The sequence below is a fragment of the Streptomyces sp. NPDC048389 genome, assembly GCF_040706335.1.
Taxonomy (GTDB): domain Bacteria; phylum Actinomycetota; class Actinomycetes; order Streptomycetales; family Streptomycetaceae; genus Streptomyces.
The window spans coordinates 106913-130273 of the sequence record NZ_JBEZKP010000008.1; the positions used below are offsets into that span (position 1 = coordinate 106913).

General features: G+C 71.1%; 19 protein-coding genes, 1 pseudogene and 1 riboswitch. Of the genes and pseudogenes, 16 read left to right on the plus strand and 4 right to left on the minus strand.

Annotated features, from left to right (window positions below; all coding sequences use genetic code 11):
* Positions 1 to 208: 208 nt before the first annotated feature.
* Together AB0903_RS08805 and AB0903_RS08810 are read left to right on the plus strand one after the other, a co-directional pair.
* Positions 209 to 997 (plus strand): ABC transporter ATP-binding protein, encoded by a 789-nt coding sequence (locus AB0903_RS08805; RefSeq protein WP_366700436.1) that lies wholly within the window; start codon positions 209 to 211, stop codon positions 995 to 997.
* The gene (locus AB0903_RS08810; protein ID WP_366700438.1) at positions 994 to 3573 is read left to right on the plus strand and encodes an FtsX-like permease family protein; all 2580 of its coding nucleotides are present in this window, start codon (positions 994 to 996) and stop codon (positions 3571 to 3573) included. Before AB0903_RS08805 ends, AB0903_RS08810 begins: the two co-directional genes overlap by 4 nt.
* 104 nt (positions 3574 to 3677) lie before the next feature.
* Here AB0903_RS08810 and AB0903_RS08815 read toward each other — a convergent pair whose 3' ends face one another.
* Entirely contained in the window at positions 3678 to 4052 is a 375-nt protein-coding gene (locus AB0903_RS08815) for a type II toxin-antitoxin system VapC family toxin (protein WP_366700440.1), read from the minus strand.
* Entirely contained in the window at positions 4049 to 4312 is a 264-nt protein-coding gene (locus tag AB0903_RS08820) for a type II toxin-antitoxin system prevent-host-death family antitoxin (protein ID WP_366700442.1), read from the minus strand. Before AB0903_RS08820 ends, AB0903_RS08815 begins: the two co-directional genes overlap by 4 nt.
* 239 nt (positions 4313 to 4551) lie before the next feature.
* Between AB0903_RS08820 and mfd the strand changes: the two genes are divergently transcribed.
* The 5 genes and pseudogenes from mfd to AB0903_RS08845 all read left to right on the plus strand — a co-directional run bounded on the left by mfd (position 4552) and on the right by AB0903_RS08845 (position 11808).
* On the plus strand, positions 4552 to 8085 hold the full coding sequence (gene mfd, locus AB0903_RS08825) for a transcription-repair coupling factor (protein ID WP_366700444.1): 3534 nt from the start codon (positions 4552 to 4554) through the stop codon (positions 8083 to 8085).
* Between the two features lie 376 nt (positions 8086 to 8461).
* Positions 8462 to 9220 carry an HNH endonuclease family protein gene (locus AB0903_RS08830; protein WP_366700604.1) on the plus strand — a complete coding sequence of 253 codons (759 nt, stop codon included), beginning with the start codon at positions 8462 to 8464 and terminating at the stop codon, positions 9218 to 9220.
* 169 nt (positions 9221 to 9389) lie between these two features.
* Positions 9390 to 10637 carry an acyltransferase gene (locus AB0903_RS08835; protein WP_366700446.1) on the plus strand — a complete coding sequence of 416 codons (1248 nt, stop codon included), beginning with the start codon at positions 9390 to 9392 and terminating at the stop codon, positions 10635 to 10637.
* A gap of 23 nt (positions 10638 to 10660) precedes the next feature.
* A pseudogene (locus tag AB0903_RS08840) lies at positions 10661 to 10915 on the plus strand (N-acetyltransferase); the annotation flags it as partial.
* A gap of 464 nt (positions 10916 to 11379) precedes the next feature.
* Positions 11380 to 11808, plus strand: a complete 429-nt coding sequence (locus tag AB0903_RS08845; RefSeq protein WP_366700448.1) for a GtrA family protein — start codon at positions 11380 to 11382, stop codon at positions 11806 to 11808.
* Positions 11809 to 11851: 43 nt separating this feature from the next.
* Here the strand turns inward: AB0903_RS08845 and AB0903_RS08850 are convergent, their stop codons facing one another.
* Positions 11852 to 13162, minus strand: coding sequence for a polysialyltransferase family glycosyltransferase (locus AB0903_RS08850; RefSeq protein ID WP_366700450.1), 1311 nt, complete (start codon positions 13160 to 13162; stop codon positions 11852 to 11854).
* The gene (locus AB0903_RS08855) at positions 13159 to 14109 is read right to left on the minus strand and encodes a glycosyltransferase family 2 protein (RefSeq protein WP_366700452.1); all 951 of its coding nucleotides are present in this window, start codon (positions 14107 to 14109) and stop codon (positions 13159 to 13161) included. The genes AB0903_RS08850 and AB0903_RS08855 overlap by 4 nt, the downstream gene beginning before the upstream one ends.
* Before the next feature lie 241 nt (positions 14110 to 14350).
* Here AB0903_RS08855 and AB0903_RS08860 point away from each other — a divergent pair, with 241 nt between their 5' ends.
* From AB0903_RS08860 to AB0903_RS08900, 9 genes are all read left to right on the plus strand, one after another.
* Positions 14351 to 15001, plus strand: a complete 651-nt coding sequence (locus AB0903_RS08860) for a SurA N-terminal domain-containing protein (protein WP_366700454.1) — start codon at positions 14351 to 14353, stop codon at positions 14999 to 15001.
* Positions 15002 to 15023: 22 nt separating this feature from the next.
* Positions 15024 to 16010: a nucleoside triphosphate pyrophosphohydrolase gene (locus AB0903_RS08865; protein ID WP_366700456.1), complete on the plus strand. Its 987-nt coding sequence runs from the start codon at positions 15024 to 15026 to the stop codon at positions 16008 to 16010.
* Positions 16007 to 17269 carry a cytochrome P450 gene (locus tag AB0903_RS08870; protein ID WP_366700458.1) on the plus strand — a complete coding sequence of 421 codons (1263 nt, stop codon included), beginning with the start codon at positions 16007 to 16009 and terminating at the stop codon, positions 17267 to 17269. The genes AB0903_RS08865 and AB0903_RS08870 overlap by 4 nt, the downstream gene beginning before the upstream one ends.
* A gap of 140 nt (positions 17270 to 17409) precedes the next feature.
* Positions 17410 to 18402, plus strand: coding sequence for a transglycosylase family protein (locus AB0903_RS08875; RefSeq protein WP_366700459.1), 993 nt, complete (start codon positions 17410 to 17412; stop codon positions 18400 to 18402).
* 270 nt (positions 18403 to 18672) lie between these two features.
* A riboswitch (cyclic di-AMP (ydaO/yuaA leader) is annotated at positions 18673 to 18858 on the plus strand.
* 6 nt (positions 18859 to 18864) lie between these two features.
* The gene (locus AB0903_RS08880) at positions 18865 to 19554 is read left to right on the plus strand and encodes a transglycosylase family protein (protein WP_366700606.1); all 690 of its coding nucleotides are present in this window, start codon (positions 18865 to 18867) and stop codon (positions 19552 to 19554) included.
* Positions 19555 to 19863: 309 nt separating this feature from the next.
* Positions 19864 to 21159, plus strand: a complete 1296-nt coding sequence (eno, locus tag AB0903_RS08885) for a phosphopyruvate hydratase (protein ID WP_366700461.1) — start codon at positions 19864 to 19866, stop codon at positions 21157 to 21159.
* Positions 21160 to 21271: 112 nt separating this feature from the next.
* The gene (locus AB0903_RS08890; protein ID WP_366700463.1) at positions 21272 to 21754 is read left to right on the plus strand and encodes a septum formation initiator family protein; all 483 of its coding nucleotides are present in this window, start codon (positions 21272 to 21274) and stop codon (positions 21752 to 21754) included.
* 96 nt (positions 21755 to 21850) lie between these two features.
* On the plus strand, positions 21851 to 22402 hold the full coding sequence (locus tag AB0903_RS08895) for a DUF501 domain-containing protein (RefSeq protein WP_366700465.1): 552 nt from the start codon (positions 21851 to 21853) through the stop codon (positions 22400 to 22402).
* A complete protein-coding gene (locus AB0903_RS08900) occupies positions 22399 to 23337 on the plus strand; it encodes a Ppx/GppA phosphatase family protein (RefSeq protein WP_366700467.1) in 939 nt (312 codons plus the stop codon). Before AB0903_RS08895 ends, AB0903_RS08900 begins: the two co-directional genes overlap by 4 nt.
* The last annotated feature ends 24 nt before the right edge of the window (positions 23338 to 23361 follow it).

Genomic DNA, 23361 nt, shown 5'->3' on the forward strand with positions numbered 1-23361 from the left:
CAACGGCGGTCACCGGACGGGGGTGGGGAAAACCCCCGCACCAGGACTGCGCTGCGCACCAGCGCGCCGGACCGCCTCCGCCGCGAGACTCGACCCGTACCCCCGGCGACGCACACGCACTGGTTCAGGAGCGCCGCTCCGGACCGCTGTTCCCACAGATTCCCAGAGCACCGCTGTCCACAGAATTCCCAGAGCTAGGAGACCTACCGTGACTACGGCTGTAACCACCCCCGCATCCGGGGAGACCGGAGGGCGCACGGCCGTCGCCGCACGGGGGCGGCAGGTCGTCAAGGCGTACGGCACCGGCGAGACGCGTGTCGTCGCACTCGATCACGTCGACGTGGACATCGCCCGCGGGCAGTTCACGGCGATCATGGGGCCGTCCGGCTCCGGCAAGTCGACCCTGATGCACTGCCTGGCCGGCCTGGACACCGTCACCTCGGGGCAGATCTTCCTCGACGACACGGAGATCACCGGCCTGAAGGACAAGAAGCTCACGCGGCTGCGCCGGGACCGGATCGGCTTCATCTTCCAGGCGTTCAACCTGCTGCCGACGCTGAACGCGCTGGAGAACATCACGCTCCCCATGGACATCGCCGGCCGCAAGCCGGACGCCGCATGGCTGAACCGGGTCGTCGAGACCGTGGGCCTGGCGGACCGCCTGCGGCACCGCCCGACCCAGCTTTCGGGCGGTCAGCAGCAGCGGGTGGCCGTGGCACGCGCCCTCGCCGCCCGTCCGGAGATCATCTTCGGTGACGAGCCGACCGGGAACCTCGACTCGCGGGCCGGTGCCGAAGTGCTCGGCTTCCTCCGTACCTCGGTCGACGAACTGGGCCAGACCATCGTCATGGTCACGCACGACCCGGTCGCCGCCTCCTACGCGGACCGCGTCCTGTATCTCGCCGACGGGCGGATCGTCGACGAGATGCTGCGGCCCACCGCCGAGGCCGTCCTCGACCGGATGAAGGACTTCGACGCGCGCGGGCGGACGTCATGACCATGTTCAGGACCTCGCTGCGCAACTTTCTCGCGCACAAGGGCAGGATGGCCCTCTCGGCCGTCGCGGTGCTGCTGTCCGTGGCCTTCGTGTCGGGCACGCTCGTGTTCACCGACACCATGAACACCACGTTCGACAAGCTGTTCGCCACATCGTCCGCGGACGTGACCGTCAGTCCCGAGGGCGCTCAGGAGGGCGAGGAACTCCCGGGGACGGGGAAGCCCGAGACGCTGCCGGCGTCGCTCGTCGACGAGGCCGGCACGGTCGAGGGCGCGGCGTCCGCCGAGGGCGCCGTGTTCAGCATGAGTGTCACGGTCGTCGACTCCGAGAACAAGAACATGGGCTCCACGTCCGGCGCCCCGACGATCGCGGCCAACTGGACGGAGAACGAACTCAAGTCCATGGAGATCGCGTCGGGCCACGCCCCGCGCGGCCCCACCGAGGTCATGGTCGACGCCGACACGGCCGACAAGCACGGCCTGAAGCTGGGCGACGAGCTGCGGACCATCGCGGTCACCGGTGACTTCACCGCGAAGATCTCCGGCATCGCCGCCTTCAAGGTCACCAACCCGGGGGCGACGGTCGTCTACTACGACACCGCCACCGCCCAGCGTGAACTGCTCGGCCGGGAAGGGCTGTTCACCCACGTCCTGGTCGTCGCCGACGCGGGCGTCAGCGACGAGGCGCTGAAGCAGAACCTGGCTGCCGCGCTGGAGCAGCCGTACACGCTGCAGACCGCGAAGGAGGCGGCGGACTCCGGCCGTGAGGAGGTCGGTTCCTTCCTCGATGTGATGAAGTACGCGATGCTCGGATTCGCCGGGATCGCCTTCCTCGTCGGCATCTTCCTGATCGTCAACACCTTTTCGATGCTCGTCGCCCAGCGCACGCGGGAGATCGGCCTGATGCGCGCCATCGGGTCGAGCCGTGAGCAGGTCAACCGCTCCGTGCTCCTGGAGGCGCTGCTGCTGGGGCTCGTCGGCTCGGTCGCGGGTGTGGCCGCCGGCGTGGGGCTGGCCGTCGGGCTGATGAAGATGATGACGGCCGTCGGTATGAACCTCTCCACCGACGACCTGACCGTGAAGTGGACGACGCCGGTCGTCGGCCTGGCGCTCGGCATCGTCGTGACCGTTCTCGCCGCCTATGTCCCCGCCCGTCGCGCCAGCAAGGTCTCGCCCATGGCGGCCCTGCGCGACTCGGGCATGCCGGCCGACGGCAGGGCCGGCTGGATCCGCGGCGGCATCGGTCTCGTCCTCACCGGCGGCGGCGCGGCGGCCCTGCTGGTCGCCACGCAGGCGGACAAGGCGAGCGAGGGGTCGATGTTCCTCGGCCTCGGTGTGGTGCTGACCCTGGTCGGCTTCGTCGTGGTCGGCCCGCTGCTGGCGGGCGGTGTGGTGCGGGTGATCAGCGCTCTGGTGCTGCGGATGTTCGGCCCCGTCGGCCGGATGGCGGAGCGCAACGCGCTGCGCAACCCGCGCCGTACGGGAGCGACCGGTGCCGCGCTGATGATCGGCCTCGCCCTGGTGGCCTGCCTGTCGGTGGTCGGCTCCTCGATGGTGGCCTCCGCGACGGAGGAGCTCGACAAGTCGGTGGGCGCCGATTTCATCGTGCAGTCCGCGGGCAACGACGGCCGCCCGATCGTGCCGCAGGCCCAGGAGGCGCTGGAGAAGGCCCGGGGTATCGAGCACGTCACCGAGTACAAGGGCATCGAGGCGAAGATCACCGCGCCGAACGGCACGCCCGAGGACGAGCAACTGGTCGCCGCCGACCCGACGTACGCCCAGGACCTGCGCCGCGAGACGGTGGCGGGCGAGCTGTCGGCCGCGTACGGCAAGGACGCGATGTCCGTCGGCAGCGACTACGCGGACCGGCACGGCGTGAAGGTCGGCGACACGATCAAGGTCGACTTCACGAACGGCCGGCCGGCCGAGCTGAAGGTCGCCGCGATCACCTCCGACGCCTCGAACGTCGACAAGGGCGCGATGTACATGAACATCACGACCGCCGAGAGGTACGTCCCCGCCGAGAAGATGCCCGAGAACATGATCATGTTCGCCAAGGCGGTCGACGGCCAGGAGAAGGAGGCGTACGCGGCGCTGAAGAAGTCGCTCGCCGAGTATCCGCAGTACAAGGTGCAGAACCAGACCGACTTCAAGCAGGACCTGAGGGACCAGATCGGGCAGCTGCTCAACATCGTCTACGGTCTGCTGGCTCTCGCGATCATCGTCGCGATCCTGGGCGTGGTGAACACTCTCGCGCTGTCGGTGGTCGAGCGGACTCGTGAGATCGGTCTGATGCGGGCCATCGGCCTCTCGCGCCGCCAGCTGCGCCGCATGATCCGCCTGGAGTCGGTGGTCATCGCCCTCTTCGGCGCGCTGCTCGGCCTCGGTCTGGGCATGGGCTGGGGGACCTCGGCCCAGCAGCTGCTGGCGCTGGAGGGCCTGAACGTCCTGGAGATCCCGTGGCCGACGATCATCACCGTCTTCGTGGGGTCGGCGTTCGTGGGCTTGTTCGCGGCCCTGGTGCCGGCGTTCCGGGCGGGCCGGATGAACGTCCTGAACGCGATCGCGACCGAGTAGCGCTCACGGGCGGACCCGGTACGGGGGTCCGGTCCCGCCCGCAGGCGAGCCACTGCCCCGGGTGTCCACGGCGGACACCCGGGGCCGTCGCTTGTGCGCGGGCCTCAGACCTGGAGCACCGGCACGTCGTAGAGGGGGATGTACTTGTCACGGGTGACGAGCGTCAGGCCCTCGGTCTGGGCCTGGGCGACGAGCATCCGGTCGAACGGGTCGCGGTGGTGGAAAGGGAGCTGTCCGGCGCGGATGCCGTGCAGTCCGGTGACGGGGAGGGCTTTCAGCTGGCAGTCCCGTGCCCGCTCGGGAAGATCCTCCGGGCCGTCCAGCATTCCGAGAGCCTGCTTCACTGCGAGTTCCCAGGGTGTGACGGCGCTGACGTAGGCCAGAGCCTCGGTGTCGAGGAGGTCTTTCGTCTCGTCGGACAGCTGAGGAGAGTCCAGAAGCCACCACACCACGACGTGGGTGTCAGCGAGGATCTTCATTGTTCGGACTCCGTGGTGAGTCCGAAGGCTTCCGCGAAACCTTCGTCGTCGGAGAGGTCGTCGAAGTCGTCGTGGAAAGCGACGGGCTCGGTGAGAGAGCCACGGGCGGTCCTGCGAACCTTCGAGGACAAGGGGATCACTTTCGCCACGGGCGACCCCGACTTGCTGATGATCACTTCCTCGCCGGTGGCGACCGCTTCGAGGATCTTCGAGAAGTGGGTCTTCGCTTCGTGGACGTTGTACTGCCGGGCTGCTTCCATCGCGGCCTCACAGATCACATAGTGGACTAAGTGGTGGACTTAGCCTACCGGCCTGCTTGGCATCGGAGCCAGCGCGTTCACTCTCCGGAGGAACCTCGATCCCTCGCGCGAGTGACACACCCACGTCGTAGGCTGGGAGACCCCCGGCCCGTTCGACGTGTCGGGTCCTTCGCGTTGTCCCGCCCTGCCGGGCGCATCGCGGTGCCACCCCCCTCGCTCCTCCTGGACGGAAGCCCTTCATGAGCCTGCACGGTCTGCTCGATGCCGTCGTACGTGACCCGGCGCTCGCCGAAGCGGTCGGGGCGGCCGGCGACGGCCGCCGGATGCATGTCGACCTGGTCGGCCCGCCCGCCGCGCGGCCCTTCGCCGTGGCGGCGCTGGCTCGCGAGGCCCGCCGCACCGTGCTGGCCGTCACCGCCACGGGACGGGAGGCCGAGGACCTGGCCGCGGCGCTGCGGTCGCTGCTGCCCGGCGAGGGCGTCGTCGAGTACCCGTCGTGGGAGACGCTGCCGCACGAGCGGCTCTCCCCCCGCTCCGACACCGTCGGCCGACGCCTCGCCGTGCTGCGCCGCCTTGCGCACCCGTCGCCCGACGACCCGTCCGCGGGCCCGGTGCAGGTCGTGGTCGCGCCCGTACGGTCGGTGCTCCAGCCGCAGGTCAAGGGGTTGGGCGACCTGGAGCCCGTCGCGCTGCGCACCGGGCGGCAGGCCGACCTCGAAGAGGTCGTCGCAGGGCTGGCGGCCGCCGCCTACACGCGGGTGGAACTGGTCGAGAAGCGCGGTGAGTTCGCCGTGCGCGGCGGCATCCTGGACGTCTTCCCGCCCACCGAGGAGCACCCCCTTCGGGTGGAGTTCTGGGGCGACGACGTCGAGGAGATCCGTTACTTCAAGGTCGCCGACCAGCGCTCCCTGGAGGTCGCGGAGCACGGCCTGTGGGCACCGCCGTGCCGTGAGCTGCTGCTGACGGACGAGGTGCGGCAGCGGGCCGCCGCCCTCGCGGAGGCCCACCCCGAGCTGGGCGAACTGCTCGGCAGGATCGCCGAGGGCATCGCGGTCGAAGGCATGGAGTCGCTGGCACCGGTCCTCGTCGACGAGATGGAGCTGCTGCTGGACGTGCTGCCCGCCGGCTCGATGGCCGTGGTGTGCGACCCGGAGCGGGTGCGTACGCGGGCGGCGGACCTCGTCGCCACCAGCCAGGAGTTCCTCCAGGCGTCATGGGCGGCGACCGCGGGCGGAGGGGAGGCGCCGATCGACGTCGGCGCGGCGTCGCTGCGGGGCATCGCGGAGGTACGGGACCGGGCGCGCGAGCTCGGCATGATGTGGTGGTCCGTGTCCCCGTTCGCCGCGGACGCCTCCGACCAGGAGGAGGACACGCTCAAGCTGGGCATGCACGCCCCGGACGCCTACCGCGGTGACACGGCGCGGGCGCTCGCCGACACCAAGGGGTGGCTGGCCGACGGCTGGCGGACCGTGTTCGTGACCGAGGCGCACGGCCCCGCGTCCCGTACGGTCGAGGTGCTCGGCGGCGAGGGCATCGCGGCGCGTCTGGACGCGGACCTTGCGGAGATCTCGCCGTCCGTCGTCCATGTCGCCTGCGGTTCGATCGACTACGGCTTCATCGACCCGGCGCTGGGGCTGGCGGTGCTCACGGAGACCGACCTGACCGGCCAGAAGGCGGCCGGCAAGGACGGCCGGCGGATGCCGACCCGGCGCCGCAAGACCATCGACCCGCTGACCCTCGAGGCCGGTGACTACATCGTCCACGAGCAGCACGGCGTGGGCCGCTACGTCGAGATGGTGCAGCGCACCGTCCAGGGGGCGACCCGCGAGTACCTGCTGGTGGAGTACGCCCCCGCCAAGCGCGGCCAGCCCGGCGACCGCCTGTACATCCCCACCGACCAGCTGGAGCAGGTCACCAAGTACGTGGGCGGTGAGGCACCGACGCTGCACCGGCTCGGCGGCGCGGACTGGACGAAGACCAAGGCGCGCGCGAAGAAGGCGGTCAAGGAGATCGCCGCGGACCTGATCAAGCTGTACTCGGCGCGGATGGCCGCCCCGGGCCACGCCTTCGGTCCGGACACCCCGTGGCAGCGGGAGCTGGAGGACGCGTTCGTGTACGTCGAGACGCCCGACCAGTTGTCCACGATCGCCGAGGTCAAGGAGGACATGGAGAAGACGGTCCCGATGGACCGGCTGATCTGCGGTGACGTCGGCTACGGCAAGACGGAGATCGCGGTCCGGGCGGCCTTCAAGGCGGTCCAGGACGGCAAGCAGGTCGCCGTCCTCGTCCCGACGACCCTTCTCGTCCAGCAGCACTTCGGCACGTTCACCGAGCGGTACTCGCAGTTCCCCGTCGTCACCCGCGCCCTGTCCCGTTTCCAGTCGGACACCGACGCGAAGGCGACGCTGGAGGGGCTGCGGGACGGCTCGGTCGACATCGTGATCGGCACGCACCGGCTGTTCTCGTCCGAGACCAAGTTCAAGGACCTGGGTCTGGTCATCGTCGACGAGGAGCAGCGCTTCGGCGTCGAGCACAAGGAGCAGCTGAAGAAGCTGCGGGCCAATGTGGACGTGCTGACCATGTCCGCGACGCCCATTCCGAGGACGCTGGAGATGGCGGTGACCGGCATCCGCGAGATGTCGACGATCACCACCCCGCCGGAGGAGCGGCACCCGGTGCTGACCTTCGTCGGCCCGTACGAGGAGAAGCAGATCGGCGCGGCCGTCCGGCGCGAACTGCTGCGCGAGGGCCAGGTCTTCTACATCCACAACCGCGTGGAGTCGATCGACCGCGCGGCGGCACGGCTGCGGCACATCGTGCCCGAGGCGCGGATCGCCACGGCCCACGGCCAGATGTCGGAGGCGGCGCTGGAGCAGGTGGTCGTCGACTTCTGGGAGAAGAAGTTCGACGTGCTGGTCTCCACGACGATCGTCGAGTCGGGCATCGACATCTCCAACGCCAACACCCTCATCGTGGAACGCGGCGACAACTTCGGCCTCTCGCAGCTGCACCAGCTGCGGGGCCGGGTCGGCCGTGGGCGGGAGCGCGGTTACGCGTACTTCCTCTACCCGCCGGAGAAGCCCCTCACCGAGACCGCGCACGAGCGCCTCGCCACGATCGCCCAGCACACCGAGATGGGCGCGGGCATGTACGTCGCCATGAAGGACCTGGAGATCCGCGGCGCGGGCAACCTCCTCGGCGGCGAGCAGTCGGGTCACATCGCGGGCGTCGGCTTCGACCTGTACGTCCGCATGGTGGGCGAGGCGGTCGCCGACTACCGCGCGTCGCTGGAGGGCGGTGTGGAGGAGGAGCCGCCGCTCGAGGTCAAGATCGAGCTGCCCGTCGACGCGCACGTCCCGCACGACTACGCCCCCGGCGAGCGGCTGCGGCTCCAGGCGTACCGGGCGATCGCCTCCGCCAACACGGAGGAGGACATCAAGGCGGTCCGCGAGGAACTCACCGATCGCTACGGCAAACTGCCGGAGCCCGTGGAGAACCTGCTGCTGGTGGCCGGCCTGCGGATGCTGGCACGGGCGTGCGGTGTGGGCGAGATCGTGCTCCAGGGCGCGAACATCCGCTTCGCGCCGGTGGAGTTGCGCGAGTCGCAGGAGCTGCGCCTGAAGCGCCTGTACCCGCGTACGGTCATCAAGCCGGCGGCCCACCAGATCATGGTCCCGCGCCCGACGGCGGGCAGGATCGGCGGCAAGCCGGTGGTGGGCCGCGAACTGCTGTCGTGGACGGGCGAGTTCCTGACGACGATCCTCGGTTCGTAGGGCCGAGGGGCGCTTGTCCTCGGCTCGCAGGGCCGAGGGGGTGCTTACGGAGGGCTGCTGACGGCCGGGCCGGGGCGTCAGCGGCTCACGGGGGAGCGAGGCGGAGTGGGCGGTGGCCCGTGAACGGCTCATGGCACGCCGCCTGCGGGAGGCGGACGGCAGTGCCACCGCCCACGGGCGGTCGAGCGGCGTACGGACGAAACGGCCGCCGCACCGTGGGCGGCGCTCGGCCCCGGCGACACGGCGCGTCTGTCCGAACCGGTCGGCCCCTACCGGGTCGCGATGCTCGGCGCCGGTCCGCTGCCCGCGCGGACCACCCCGGGTATCGGCAAGGTCCGAGCCCGGCGGTACCGTACGGACGGTGAACGGACGTGGGATGGTCGGGCGAGGAGCGGCGGTGCTGCTCGCGGCGGTGCTGGTGACCGGTTGCGACGGCGTCGGCCTCGACGGGGGCGGCGGCGCCGACGGCGACGGAGGCCCGACGCGCGGCGCCCCGCCCGGTGGCGGTACGAGTCCGCTCGCCAACCCGCACGGTACGGAACCGGGGCTGGCCGCCCTCGCCGGCGACCGGGAGAGGTCCGCGGCCCGCGCGCTGATAGCGAAGGTGGCCACCAAGGGCCGCGGCCCGAAGACCGGCTACGACCGGGACGAGTTCGGCTACGCCTGGATGGACACGGCGGATGGTGTGCCACTGGCGCGCAACGGCTGCGACACCCGGAACGACATGCTCGCCCGCGACGGGCGGGACCTCGCCTACCGCGCCGGCTCCGACTGCGTCGTCGTCGAGATGACCGTGCACGACCCGTACACGGGCAGGACCATCGAGTGGCGCAAGCAGAAGGCCGCCGAGGTGCAGATAGACCACGTGGTGCCGCTGTCGTACAGCTGGCAGATGGGCGCGGCCCGCTGGAACGAGGCCAAGCGCCGGCAGCTGGCCAACGACCCGCTGAACCTGCTGCCGGTCGAGGGCCGGGCCAACAGCGCCAAGAGCGACTCCGGTCCGGCGTCGTGGCTGCCGCCGAACAAGGCGGTGCGCTGCTCGTACGCGGTGCGCTTCGCGCAGGTCGCCGTGAAGTACGAACTGCCGGTGACGACCGCCGACAAGCGGATCATGCTGGCGCAGTGCGGCGGTTAGCGGGGCCCAGGACGACAACGGAGGCCGGGCAATCGCCGCTGCGGACCGGTTCGCCGACGGGCGGATGAGCAGGAAGTGAACAGTGGCGAAAGGCGGTTGCCCGGGCCGCCTTTCCGGCATTTCCTCTGCCTAGGGTGCATCGACGCCGGACCGATCAGGAGACACGTCGATGAGCAGTGGTGCCGTGGCCGAAGCGCCGAGGACGAAGGCGCCGAAGGCGCGGCGGCCCGTGGTGGAGATCCCACCGCTGCCCGCCCACCACAGGATGCGAGCCCTCGACGGTCTGCGCATCCTCGCGGCCCTCGCCGTGTGCGTGTTCCACTACGCGGGCAAGTCGTCGGTGGGTCACGCCTGGGGCGACTCCCCCAAGGAACTCTTTCCCGGCCTGTCCGCGGCGGCCGCCTACGGCTCCCTCGGCGTCCAGCTGTTCTTCGTCATCAGCGGCTTCGTCATCTGCATGAGCAGCTGGGGCAAGTCGCTCGGCCACTTCTTCCGCTCCCGGGTCTCGCGCCTCTACCCCGCGTACTGGGTGGCGATCGCGCTGACCACGGCCGCGTGCGTGGCGCTGCCGTCGGTGATCGAGCCGCTGCGGCTCGACGAGGTCCTGGTCAACCTGACGATGCTTCAGCAGCCCATGGGTGCGGAGCGGGTGCTCGGCGTGTGCTGGACGCTCTGGGTGGAGGCCCGGTTCTATCTGCTGTTCGCTCTGTTCGTGGTGTGGAAGGGGGTCACCTACCGGCGGGTCGTCGTCTTCTGCTGCCTGTGGCTGGTCGCCGGGGTGCTCGCACGGGTCGCCGACCACCCCCTCACCGACGAGATCGTGATGCGCGACCACGCCCCCTTCTTCATCGGCGGTCTCGCGCTCTACCTGATCCACCGGTACGGCGGCGATCTGCTGCTGTGGGGCATCGTCGGCGTCAGCTGGGCGCTCGGCCAGCGCTACTCCACCACCGCGCTGTGGAGCCCCGACGCCACGAACGTCTACCTGGAGCGCAGCCCGCACGTGATCCTCGCGGTCGTGACGGTCGCCTTCGGGCTGGTCGCCGCGGTGGCGCTCGGGTGGCTGCGGTGGGCGAACTGGCGCTGGCTCACGGTGGCGGGGGCCCTGACCTACCCGTTCTATCTGGTGCACGAGCATCTGGGCTGGTTCGCCATCGCCGTGCTGCACCGGAAGTTCGGACTGGGGGCCTGGCCGACACTGGTGGCGACAGTGGCCGCGATGCTGCTGCTCGCCTGGTTCATCCACCGGCTCGTGGAGAAGCCCTTCGGGCCGCGGATGCGCCGGGCCATGGAGAAGCAGGCCAATCGGCTGTCGGCGGCCCCGAAGGCGGGCCGGGGATCGGAGGCCCCGAAGGCGGCCCCGGGGCCGGGCGGGCCCGAGCTGCCGCACGGCGGTGAAAATCGGGTGGGGGCATGATCGGGCCTGATTGGCCTGCCGCCATGGAACTGGAGATCACCACTCTCGCCGAACGCCCCGAACCGCAGGACCCGATGTGGTCGATGCTCGACACCTGGGACGAGTTCATCGTCAACGACCCGGTCGGCTGGGCGAACACCGGCCGGATCGTCGGTGAGTTGCCCGAGTACGTGCTGGTGGCGACGGACCCCGGAGGGAAGGTCGTGGCGCGGGCGTTCGGCGTGCCGCCGGCCGTGGACGTGGACGTGGACGGACGCACGGAACTGCCCGCCGGTGGCTGCAGTTCCGCACGGGCTGAGCGAGGTCGGGCGCCGAGGAGGCCCCGGGCTCAGTCCGCCCGCAGGAACGCGGAGGGCCCTTGCGAGCGCCGCTCGCGACACCCGTCCCGGCATCCGCAGCCGGGACGCGCCGCCGGCCAGGCGCTTGTCCGGCGCGCCCTGCACGCTCGGCCACTTCGTGTCGCCGTAGTCGTCGAGGACCACGGTCCCGCCGCGGGCGGCGATGTCGTACGCGCGGACACCCCGTCGGCGCACCGAGCGGCAATGCCGGGAAGACGAAGGCTTGGTGCCGTGACGGCGTCGGAGGCGGAGGCGACGACGGGGACGGGGTCCGCATCCGAGCCGGCCGTTCGGCGGCGCGGCCCCGGTGAACGGGTCGGACGGTTCCCGGTGTGTCACCCTACTCGTGGCGGTCGTCGCCGCCGACGACCAGCGGAACCGGCGCGCGGGGGACGGGCAAGGCAATGACGGTACGCGGCCAGATCGTCAGGTTCGCCCTGGTCGGCGGGGTGAACACCGGGACGTACTACGGCCTGTACCTGGCGCTGCTGACCGTGCTGCCGTACGTGGCGGCACACGTGTGCGCCTTTCTGCTCAGCATGGTCGGGTCGTTCTTCCTGACGTCGTACTTCACGTACCGCACCCGGCCCACCTGGCGGAAGTTCGTGCTGTTCCCGCTGACCAACGCGGCGAACTTCGCGGTGACCACGGCCGGTGTGTACCTGCTGGTGGGGGTGGGCGGCTTCGACAGCACGTACGCGCCGCTCGTCGCGGCGGCCGCCGCGATCCCGGTCACGTTCGTCGTGTCCCGCACGATCATGCTCCGCCCGGACGGGCGGCGGCCCGACCGGGCCGGGCACGCCCCGGAGGCGGAGCGAGCACCGGTCCGCTGACCGCCTCTGCCGGGCTCGGCGGGAGGCGGCCCCGTGCCGCGCCTCAGCGCAGCCGGCGGACGACCTTGCGCACCACCGGGTTGCGCCGCAGGGCCTGGCCACGTGCCGGGGCGGGTGCGCCGGGCAGCCCGAGGCCGGCGAGCCTGCGCCGCTTGAAGTAGCGCGTGAGCCGCTCCTGCGGCATCGAGGCGAGCAGCGACGCCGTCCGTTCACGCAGCTCAGGATGTGCCGCTGACTGCATGCAGTAGCCGACCGCGCGCACCAGGCCGTCGATGTCCGCCGTCAGGTCGGCCGGCCGGCCGGCGCGTTCCCGGTCGGTCAGATCGGGGACGAGCGCGTCGACGACCGTCAGCGGGATGCGGTTGCTGTTCTGGTAGGGCGTGATCCGCTCCAGCAGCAGTTCGGTGCCCACCCGGGCGGCCGGGATCCCGTAGAAGGCGGCCGCCGTGATCATCGCCGTGGAGAAGCAGCCCACGACCAGTTCCGGCCGCGCCCGCTCGTACAGCGTCTCGGCCAGTACAGGCGCGCGCAGCACGTGCAGTGTGACCCCCAGCCCGGCGGCCTCCTCCTCCAGCGCGCGGGTGGAGTCGGCCGGCGCGCTCGGGTGCGGCTTGAAGGTGATCGCGCGGTGCCCGAGGGCTGCCGCACCGCGCAGCATCCGCAGATGCAGCTCCTGCTCCTCGGCGCTGCTGATGAGCTGCAGCGCGGCGAGGTACTGGCCGAGCAGCAGCGCCGTGGAACGCTCCTCGCCGATGTCGGCCGCCGCGCCGATCGCGCCGAGCACGGCACGGAACTCGGCGTCCGGGACGGCCACCGGCTCCACCCCGTGCTCGGACAGCAGCATCGGGCGCAGGCCCGGCACCAGGTCGAGATGGATCAGACGGCGGATCCGGCTGCTCATCGGGAGCGCGATGTGGTTGCGCGTGGGCCCGTAGCTCATCAGCCCGTCGGCGTACACGTGGATCGGGCTGTCGGCGAAGATCGCGGCGATGGCGCGGGAGGGGTTGGCCTGGATGGACTCGCAGGCGATCTCGACCTTCTCGTCGCCCAGGTCCCAGGCGAGCCGGAGGGCCTTCTCCCACAGCACGACGTCCTGCGCGCGGGGCGCCCAGCCGGCCGGGTGGTGGGGACGGATGGTCTCGTTCCAGGAGCGGACCTCGTCGAATTCCCCCCGCAGCGCCTCGAACCCGGACATCCGGTCCAGCGACACGCTCACCTCCGGGGCGGCGGAGGTGTCGCTGACCAGCAGGATCCGGCGGTGCCGCGGCCGCGGCCCGAACAGTCCGGCCCGGATCGCGGCGGTGATCGTGGCCGCCGCGTACTGGGTGGCGGCGCAGAAGATCTGGGTGGTCATGCAGCGGCCTTTCGGATGATGGTGCGCCGTTCGGTGTCCAGACCGGCGAGGACGGCCTCCAGTTCGGCGCCCGGGATCCGCCGCAGGGCCCCGGCGGTGAGGGACGTGAGCTCCCGGGCGACGGGGCGGCTGAAGCGCTGCCGGTCGCGGAGCTGGTGCGCGATGACGACGCAGTAGCTGCGGATCGCCTTCGGCATCAGGAGGTCTCGCTCCGGGTCGTCGGCGAGCTCGGCCAGGACCTGGTCGAACGCCTTCACGAAGTCCAGCTGCCGTACGTCTTTGATCTGGGTGAGCGAGGTGGCCACGCCCCGCCGGTAGAAGATCTGGTGCAGTGAGGTGACCGCGTACGAGTCGGCACCCCGGTGCAGCTGCCAGATCCACGGCCGGTCCTCCGCCGTGCGCAGCCCGTCCGTGAACCGCAGCATGCCGCGGTCGAGAAGCGTGGCGTCGTAGATGCCGGCCCAGGCGTACGGGTAGTCGACCATGCTCGACTCGCCGACCGGCAGGATCGAGGAGCGGGGGTCGAGCGGTTCGTCCCGGCGTCCCTCCGGAGCGCGCTGCAGCGTCCGCTGCACCCCCGTGACCTGCACGTGGTCGGTGCGCACGAAGTCGACGCTGAGCCGCTGGACGGCGTCGACGAGCCCGGCCAGATGCCCCGGTCCGAGCCAGTCGTCGCCGTCGAGGAAGGTGAGGAAGCGCCCCTCGGCCCGGTCGATGCCGGTGTTGCGTGCCGAGGCGAGCCCCTGGTTCTCCTCGTGGCGTACGACGACGCTGTTGGGCAGGCGTGCGCTGAGCGCGGTGAGGGCTTCGAAGGTGTCGTCCGTCGAGCGGTCCTCGACGAAGACGAACTCGAAGTCCTCCCTCGCGTTGTTCGCCAGACCGGCCACGGTGTCGGCGATGTACGCCGAGACGTTGTAGCAGGGGACGATGACAGAGAGCGTGGTCACCGGGGGAGGCTATGGGCGCCCGGTGGAGCGTTCCGGGACGTGGGCGTGAGCGGAAGGTGAACGTGGGATGAGCGTCGGGGTGCCGCGCAGGGGCGGCGCCCGGGGTCCGGCCTGCGCCGTCGCATCCCGACCGCCTGGCGAATCGTTTGGCGAATCAGTGGCCCACGGCACTCCGACTGCCTAACATCGATCACCGCAAGGCTTTGTGCACCGATGCACAATCTCGCCCCGGGAGGCTCCTTTGCACCGCCGCCGTCGTACCGCGCTCATCCTCTCCGCCGCGCTCGTCGCCGGCGTGCCGCTTCTCGCCGCCTGCGGCGACCAGGCCCACCCCGGCGCCGCCGCCGTGGTCGGCGGGCAGCGGATCGAGGTGTCCGCAGTCCAGGCGAAGGTCCGGGACGTGCGCGACGCGCAGCAGGATTCGCCCCAGTCCGCGCAGCTGATCAAGGACACCGGGCAGCTCGGCCGCGCCAAGCTGTACGACCTGATCGTCGACAGGGTCGTGCAGCGTGCCGCCGACGACGCCGGGGTGAGCGTCAGCCGCAAGGAGATCCAGGACGGGCGGTACGAGCTCGTGCGGCAGTCCGGGGGCGAGGACCAGCTCGTCGCCGTGTATCTGCAGCAGCGCGGTGTCGCCCCGGACCAGGTCGACGACGCCGTGCGCCGCGACCTTCTGGTCGGCAAGATCGCCACGGCCATCGGCGCGGCCAACAGCCCCGAGGGCCAGCAGAAGCTGAACGAGACGTTCACCGCCGCGGCGAAGTCCCTGGACATCGACGTGAACCCGCGTTACGGCGCCTGGGACGACACGAAGCTCGAGCTCGGCACGTACCGGGCACCCTGGATCACCGAGGTGTCCGAGGTCCCGGAGCCCGTCGAGACGGGTGCGTGACGGCGGGCGGTAGGTTCGGGGCGTGACCACCGAAGCATCCACCGCCGGCCGTATCGTCCTGCTCACCGCCAGCCACCGCGTCGCGCCCGGGCTGCTGTCCTGGCCCGCGTGGCAGACGCTGCGCGCCGCGGACCGGGTGGTGTGCGCCGACGCGGCGCACCGGCAGCCGGCCTACCTGCGGGAGGCGGGCATCACCGTCGAGCACGCCGCGCCGACCGCCGAGGAGCTGGTGGAGTACTGCGCGGCCGGCGGCCGCACGGTCGTCGTGCTGGCCTCCGGCGAGGGCGAGGCGGCGCTGACCGACGGTCTGGCCCGCCTCGGCGGCTCCGGCCGCATGGCGATGCCGGACCTGGAACTGCTCCCCGGCGCGTACGACCTGCCCGGAGCACGGCTGCTGGACCTCGTGGAGGTCATGGACCGCATCCGCCGCGAATGCCCCTGGTCGTCGCGGCAGACCCACAAGGGTCTGGCCAAGTACGGCATCGAGGAGGCGTACGAACTCGTCGAGGCCATCGAGGACGGCGACCGGGACGAGCTGCGCGAGGAACTGGGGGACGTACTGCTCCAGGTCGTCTTCCACGCCCGCATCGCCGAGGAGGACGCGCAGGAGCCCTTCTCTGTGGACGACGTCGCGGGCACGATCGTCGAGAAGCTGATCCACCGGCACCCGCACGTCTTCGGTGAGGAGACCGCCTCGACGCCCGAGGAGGTCAAGGCGCACTGGCTGCGTACCAAGGCGATCGAGAAGCAGCGCGCGTCGGTGACCGACGGTGTGCCGCTCGGCCAGCCGGGTCTCGCGCTGGCGGCGAAGCTCGCCTCCCGGGTGCGTACGGCCGGCCTCGACGTGGACCTCCCGGCCGGAGCGGGCATCGGGTACGAGCTGCTGGCCCTCGCCGTACGCGCGGAGGCGGACGGCGTCGACCCCGAGGCGGCGCTGCGAGCGGCGGCACGGGCCTACCGGGACGCGATCCGGGCGGCGGAGGGCCGGCCCGGTAACGTCGAGGGGTGAACGACCCGAACACCGCGCCCGAGCTCTTCACCTGGGAGTTCGCGACCGACCCGTACCCCGCCTACGCATGGCTGCGCGAGCACTCGCCGGTGCACCGGACCCGGCTGCCCAGCGGGGTCGAGGCTTGGCTGGTCACCCGCTACGCGGACGCCCGGCAGGCGCTCGCCGACCAGCGGCTGTCGAAGAACCCGGCGCATCACGCCGAGCCGGCGCACGCGAAGGGGAAGACGGGCATCCCCGGCGAACGCAAGGCGGAGCTGATGACGCATCTGCTGAACATCGACCCGCCGGACCACACCAGGCTGCGCCGCCTCGTCTCCAAGGCGTTCACCCCGCGGCGGGTGGCGGAGTTCGCGCCGCGGGTTCAGGAGCTGACGGACCGGCTCATCGACGACATCTTCGAAAAACAGCACAGCGCGGACAAGGGGGAGGCGGACCTCATCCACGAGTTCGCGTTCCCGCTGCCCATCTACGCCATCTGCGACATGCTCGGCGTCCCGCGCGAGGACCAGGACGACTTCCGTGACTGGGCCGGGATGATGATCCGCCACGGCGGCGGCCCGCGCGGCGGAGTGGCCCGTTCGGTGAAGAAGATGCGCGGTTACCTGGCCGAACTGATCCACCGCAAGCGGCGGGAGCCGGGGGACGACCTCATCTCGGGGCTCATCAGGGCGTCCGACCACGGCGAGCACCTCACCGAGAACGAGGCCGCCGCGATGGCCTTCATCCTCCTCTTCGCGGGCTTCGAGACCACCGTCAACCTCATCGGCAACGGTGTCTACGCGCTGCTGCGCCACCCCGGGCAGCGTGAGCGCCTCCAGGCGTCGCTGGCGGCCGGGGAGAGCGGCCTGTTGGCGACCGGGGTGGAGGAACTGCTGCGCTACGACGGGCCGGTGGAGCTCGCGACCTGGCGGTTCGCCACCGAGCCGCTGACACTCGGCGGGCAGCGGATCGCGGCGGGCGACCCCGTACTCGTCGTCCTCGCGGCCGCCGACCGCGACCCGGAACGCTTCGACGCCCCCGACACGCTCGACCTGTCACGGACCGACAACCAGCATCTGGGGTACGGCCACGGCATCCACTACTGCCTCGGCGCCCCGCTCGCCCGGCTCGAGGGGCAGACCGCACTGGCCACTCTGCTCCGCAGAATGCCGGACTTGCGGCTTGCGGGAGATCCGGACGATTTGCGCTGGCGTGGGGGGCTCATCATGCGTGGATTGCGCACTCTGCCCGTTGAGTTCACAGTTCAAACAAGCTGACGCCACATCAACTCTGTGACTTTCACGTGATCTCCGCTGCATCGACTTGTGACTTACGTTCGAATGCGGCTACGTTCACCGTCATTCGGCAGGCGTCAGCAGGCCGCAAGAACCACCGTCGTCACGCGAAAGGCAACCGCATGCTCTCCGGGAACGGACGACACCGCCGACCCCGCCAGGCTCCGGCCCTCATCGTCGCGGCAGGGGTGACCGGTTCGGCCATCGCCATCCCGCTGCTCGGTGCGGGCTCGGCCTCCGCGGCGGAGGCGAGCACCTGGGACCGCGTCGCGGAGTGCGAGAGCGGCGGGGCCTGGAGCGCCGACTTCGACAACGGCTTCTACGGCGGGTTGCAGTTCTCGCAGGAGACCTGGGACACCTACGGCGGCACGGTGTACGCGCCGAGCGCCGACCTCGCGAGCCGCTCGCAGCAGATAGCGGTCGCGGAGAAGGTGCTCGCCGCCGAGGGGCCCGACGCCTGGCCCGCCTGCGGTCCGCTCGCCGGACTGAAGGACGACGGCGCGGACACCGGCGTCGACCCGGGCATCCTCCCGCTGCCGCGGCAGAGCGAAGCGCCGGCCGGTGAGCCGTCGTCGGACGCCTCCGACCCCCTCGGCGTTCTCGACCCGGCCGACCCTGAAGCCGGCCTGCCCGCCGGGGGCTCGTCGGACGCCTCGGGCTCCGCGGAGGACTCCGGCGCACCGGACGCCGGTGACGCCGCTGCGCCGTCCGGTGACGCGGCCGGCCGGCCGGCCCCCAAGGGCGACGACACCGGGGCGGCGCCGGCGGACGGTGCCACCGAGCCGACCCCGTCCGAAGAGGCTGTGACCGGCGCCGGCAAGCACCGCGGTGCGTCCGCCGGCGACGAGGCGGGCGCGGGCGAGCCGGGCGAGATCCGCGAAGGCGGCCGCCATGCCTCGCGGGGTGACGCCTCCGGCCGGAAGGGGGACGTCGCGGCAACCGGCCCCGGCGCGTACACCGTTCGGCCCGGCGACAACCTGTGTGACATCGCCGCCGCGCAGGAGGTGCCCGGCGGGTGGCCCGCCCTCTATGAGGCGAACGAGGAGACCGTCGGTTCGGACCCGGACCTCATCCTTCCCGGTCAGACGCTCGATCTGGGCCTGGAGCGGCGCTAGTTCAGGCGGTGGTTCGTAGGCTTATGTCCGCTTCGTTCGAGTGAGACAAGGGTCTCTTTGCCCCAACTGGGGCACAACGTCCCGCGAATTCGGCCACTCCGCCCCCCACCTGCGAAAACGGACATCCATGGGTGGTCGGTTCGGGCGTTTTCTCCCCGATGTTCGACTTTGAACATCGGGGAGTCCTGTGTCTACGGTCTGAACTGCTCGCCACCGCGGGCACCGTCGACCGATACGCCGAATCCTGCCGTCGGTCGGGGGGAACAGTCGTCGCTCAGAGCGCCGAAGGCAGGAGCGGGGGACCCAAGGTAAGCGCCGGGACCGTCCGTCCGGATCGAGAGATCCGCGGACCGGAGCCGGCTGGGGGTGAAGCCCGCGCGTCCCACGGACGTGCGGCCGGGCAACTCACAGGCCCGAACCCGACAGCTCACCTCGTAGGCGTCGGTGAGGAGAAGTTCCATGCTGCGTTCTTCCGGCAAGGCCAAGCACCGTCGCCCGTCGAAGATCACCCGTCTCGTCGCGCTCGCCGGTGTCGCCGGCGCCGCCATCGCCGCCCCGGTTCTCGGCGCGACCTCCGCCTCCGCCGCCACCGCCTCCGAGTGGGACGCCGTCGCCCAGTGCGAGTCCGGCGGCAACTGGTCCATCAACACGGGCAACGGCTACTACGGCGGCCTGCAGTTCTCCGCCTCCACCTGGGCCGCGTACGGCGGCACCGCCTACGCCTCGACCGCCGACCAGGCGTCCAAGGCCCAGCAGATCGAGATAGCCGAGAAGGTCCTGGCCGGTCAGGGCAAGGGTGCCTGGCCGAGCTGCGGCGTCGGCCTGTCCGGCGCCTCCTACGACGGCGGCTCCGCCGACACCGAGCCCGCCCAGCCGTCTCGGGAGCGCGCCGAGGCCCCCACCACGCGCTCCGAGCGTGCCGAGGCCCCCGCCCCCGCGGAGAAGGCCGAGAAGCCTGCCGCCGCCGCGCCCGAGGCCAAGGGCTTCAAGAAGGGCGACGGCGAGTACAAGGTCGAGGCCGGCGACACCCTGAGCAAGATCGCCGAGGCCGAGAAGGTCAAGGGCGGCTGGGAGAAGCTGTTCGAGCTGAACAAGGACATCGTCGAGGACGCCGACGTGATCTACCCGGGTCAGCAGCTCCACCTGAGCTGACCCCCTCCCCCCGCGGTCCGGCGGTCGTGGGGGGCACCCGTCTCCGAACGGAATCCGAGCACCCCGGCCCGGCGCGCCTTCCCCCCGTACGCGCCGGGCCGGGGCTCGGTCCGTTCGGGGGCCGGCGCCCGGGACGCCGGTTACCCGCGGGTAGAAACCGCCCCGTTTGTCCGGTCCCAAGGGTCTTGATGCCCTTTTTCGTCCCAGGGGGCGGGCATGGGCCGGGCCTTTGCCGCCAGGGCGGTTAGGCTCTTGCCGCAAGGCCAAGCAGACCTCTGCACCTTTTCTCGCGTCACATCCCAGAAGGAGATGCTCGTGCCGTCCATCGACGTCGTCGTAGCCCGGGAAATCCTGGACTCCCGAGGCAACCCCACGGTCGAGGTCGAGGTTGGCCTCGACGACGGCAGCACGGGTCGTGCTGCAGTTCCGTCCGGCGCCTCCACCGGTGCGTTCGAAGCTCTCGAGCTCCGCGACGGTGACAAGAACCGCTACCAGGGCAAGGGCGTCGAGAAGGCCGTCCTCGCCGTCATCGAGCAGATCGGCCCGGAGCTCGTCGGCTACGACGCCACCGAGCAGCGCCTGATCGACCAGGCGATGTTCGACCTGGACGCCACCCCGGACAAGTCCTCCCTCGGCGCCAACGCCATTCTCGGCGTCTCCCTCGCCGTGGCGCACGCCGCCTCCGAGGCGTCCGACCTGCCGCTCTTCCGCTACCTGGGCGGCCCGAACGCGCACCTGCTGCCCGTTCCGATGATGAACATCCTGAACGGCGGCTCGCACGCCGACTCCAACGTGGACATCCAGGAGTTCATGATCGCGCCGATCGGCGCCGAGTCCTTCTCCGAGGCGCTGCGCTGGGGCACCGAGGTCTACCACACCCTCAAGAAGGTGCTGAAGCAGAAGGGCCTGTCCACCGGCCTCGGCGACGAGGGCGGCTTCGCGCCGAACCTCGACTCCAACCGCGCCGCCCTCGACCTCATCCTCGAGGCGATCAAGGAAGCCGGTTACGCCCCGGGCAAGGACATCGCGCTCGCGCTCGACGTCGCCGCGTCCGAGTTCTACAAGGACGGCTCGTACGAGTTCGAGGGCAAGTCCCGCTCGGCCGCCGAGATGACGGAGTACTACGAGGAGCTCGTCGCCTCCTACCCGCTGGTCTCCATCGAGGACCCGCTGTTCGAGGACGACTGGGACGGCTGGAAGGTCCTCACCGAGAAGCTGGGCAGCAAGGTCCAGATCGTCGGCGACGACCTCTTCGTCACCAACCCGGAGCGTCTGGCCCGCGGCATCGAGGAAGCCGCCGCCAACGCGCTGCTCGTCAAGGTCAACCAGATCGGCTCGCTGACCGAGACCCTCGACGCCGTCGAGCTCGCGCAGCGCAACGGGTTCAAGTGCATGATGTCCCACCGCTCCGGCGAGACCGAGGACGTCACCATCGCCGACCTGGCCGTCGCCACCAACTGCGGCCAGATCAAGACCGGCGCCCCGGCCCGCTCCGAGCGCGTCGCCAAGTACAACCAGCTGCTGCGCATCGAGGAGATCCTCGACGACGCGGCGGTGTACGCGGGCCGCAGCGCGTTCCCGCGGTTCCGCTTCGCGGACCAGTAAGCGCAGCGGGCACGAGGGCTGATCACCGGCTGACGCCCTGTCGTCCGTACGTCCCCGGCCACGGTCCCGTACCGTGTCCGGGGACGTCGGCGTGTGAAGGGGAGGCGAGGGAATGGCGCGCAGGCCGCAAGCGGACAGGTTCTCCACCGCGACCAGGCTGCGGCTGCTCGGCGAGCAGACCGCCGCCCGCGTCTACCGCTCCCAGAACCGCCGCCAGGCCCGCCGCTCCCGGCTCACCGGCCGCGCGGCCTTCCTCGCCCTCGTCGTCTGTTCGCTCGTCGTGGCGCTCGCCTACCCGATGCGCCAGTACGTCTCCCAGCGGGCGGACATCGCCGAGCAGGAGCGCCTCCTGGACGAGGCACGCGCACAGGTCGAGCAGCTCAAGGACGAGAAGGCGCGCCTCCAGGACGACATGTACATCCGGCGGCTCGCCCGCGAGCATCTGCACTACGTGGTCCCGGGGGAGACCGGCTACACCATGATCGACCCCGAGGCCGCGGAGCGCCGCCGCGAAGAGGGCGGCGCGGCCGAACGGCCGTGGTACTCGAACGTATGGAACGGCGTGGACAGCGCCGACGGTCCGCAGCAGAAGTAGGCGCAGCAGAAGCAGCAGCCGCAGCAGAAGCCGCAGCAGAAGCAAGCGCACCGGCAGAATCAAGCGCAGCAGCAGAAGTCACCGAACAAGGCAGGCATGGAAACCCCTCCTCCCACCACCGAATCCACCGAGCCCACGGACGCGGACGTCGCCGCGTTCAAGGAGCAGCTCGGCCGGCCGCCGCGCGGTCTGCGCTCGATCGCGCACCGCTGCCCGTGCGGGCAGCCCGACGTGGTCGAGACCGCGCCGCGGCTCCCCGACGGGACCCCCTTCCCGACGCTGTACTACCTGACGTGTCCGCGAGCCGCCTCCGCGATCGGAACGCTCGAGGCGAACGGGGTCATGAAGGAGATGACCGAACGCCTGGCCGCAGACCCGGAACTCGCCGCCGCGTACCGGGCCGCCCATGAGGACTACATCGCCCGCCGTGACGCCATCGAGGTCCTGGAGGGCTTCCCCAGCGCGGGCGGCATGCCGGACCGGGTGAAGTGCCTGCACGTCCTGGTCGGCCACTCGCTGGCGGCCGGCCCCGGGGTGAACCCGCTGGGCGACGAGGCGATCGCGATGCTGCCCGAGTGGTGGGCGAAGGGCCCGTGCGTGACCCCGTGCGTGACCCCGTGCGGACAGGGAGAGGACGCCGCCGAATGACCCGCGTCGCCGCCGTCGACTGCGGCACCAATTCCATCCGCCTGCTCGTCGCGGACGTCGACCCGGCCACCGGCGGACTCGTCGACCTCGACCGCCGGATGACGATCGTCCGCCTCGGCCAGGACGTCGACCGCACCGGCCGGCTCGCCCCGGAGGCACTGGAGCGCACGTTCGCCGCCTGCCGCGAGTACGCCGCCGCGATCAAGGAGCACGGCGCGCACCGCCTGCGCTTCGTCGCCACGTCCGCGTCCCGGGACGCGGAGAACCGGGACGAGTTCGTCGCCGGGGTGCTCGGCATCCTCGGTGTGGAGCCCGAGGTGATCAGCGGCGAGGAGGAGGCCGAGTTCTCCTTCACCGGCGCCACGAAGTCCCTCGACGGCCGCTCCGACATCGGCAAGCCGTATCTGGTCGTCGACATCGGCGGCGGCTCCACCGAGTTCGTCGTGGGCGAGGAGCACGCCGGGGCGGCCCGTTCGGTCGACATCGGCTGCGTACGGATGACCGAGCGGCACGCGCCGGACAGCCCGGCGACGCCGGAGCAGATCGCCGCGATCACCGCGGACATCGAGGCGGCGCTCGACGAGGTCGAGAAGACCGTGCCCATCCGGCAGGTCCACACGCTCGTCGGGCTCGCCGGCTCGGTGACCACGGTCGCCGGGATCGCGCTCGGCCTCGACGCGTACGACTCCGAGGCCATCCATCACTCGCGGATCTCCTTCGAACAGGTCGAAGAGGTCACCACCATGCTGCTGAACTCCACGCACGACGAGCGCGCGGCCATCGGCGTGATGCACCCCGGCCGCGTCGACGTCATCGCGGCCGGGGCGCTGGTGCTGCTCACGGTCATGCGGCGGATCGGCGCCCGCGAGGTGGTCGTGAGCGAACACGACATCCTCGACGGCATCGCGATCAAAGCGGCAGAGGACGCCCCATAGCGTTCAGCGGCACTCCTCGGCTGG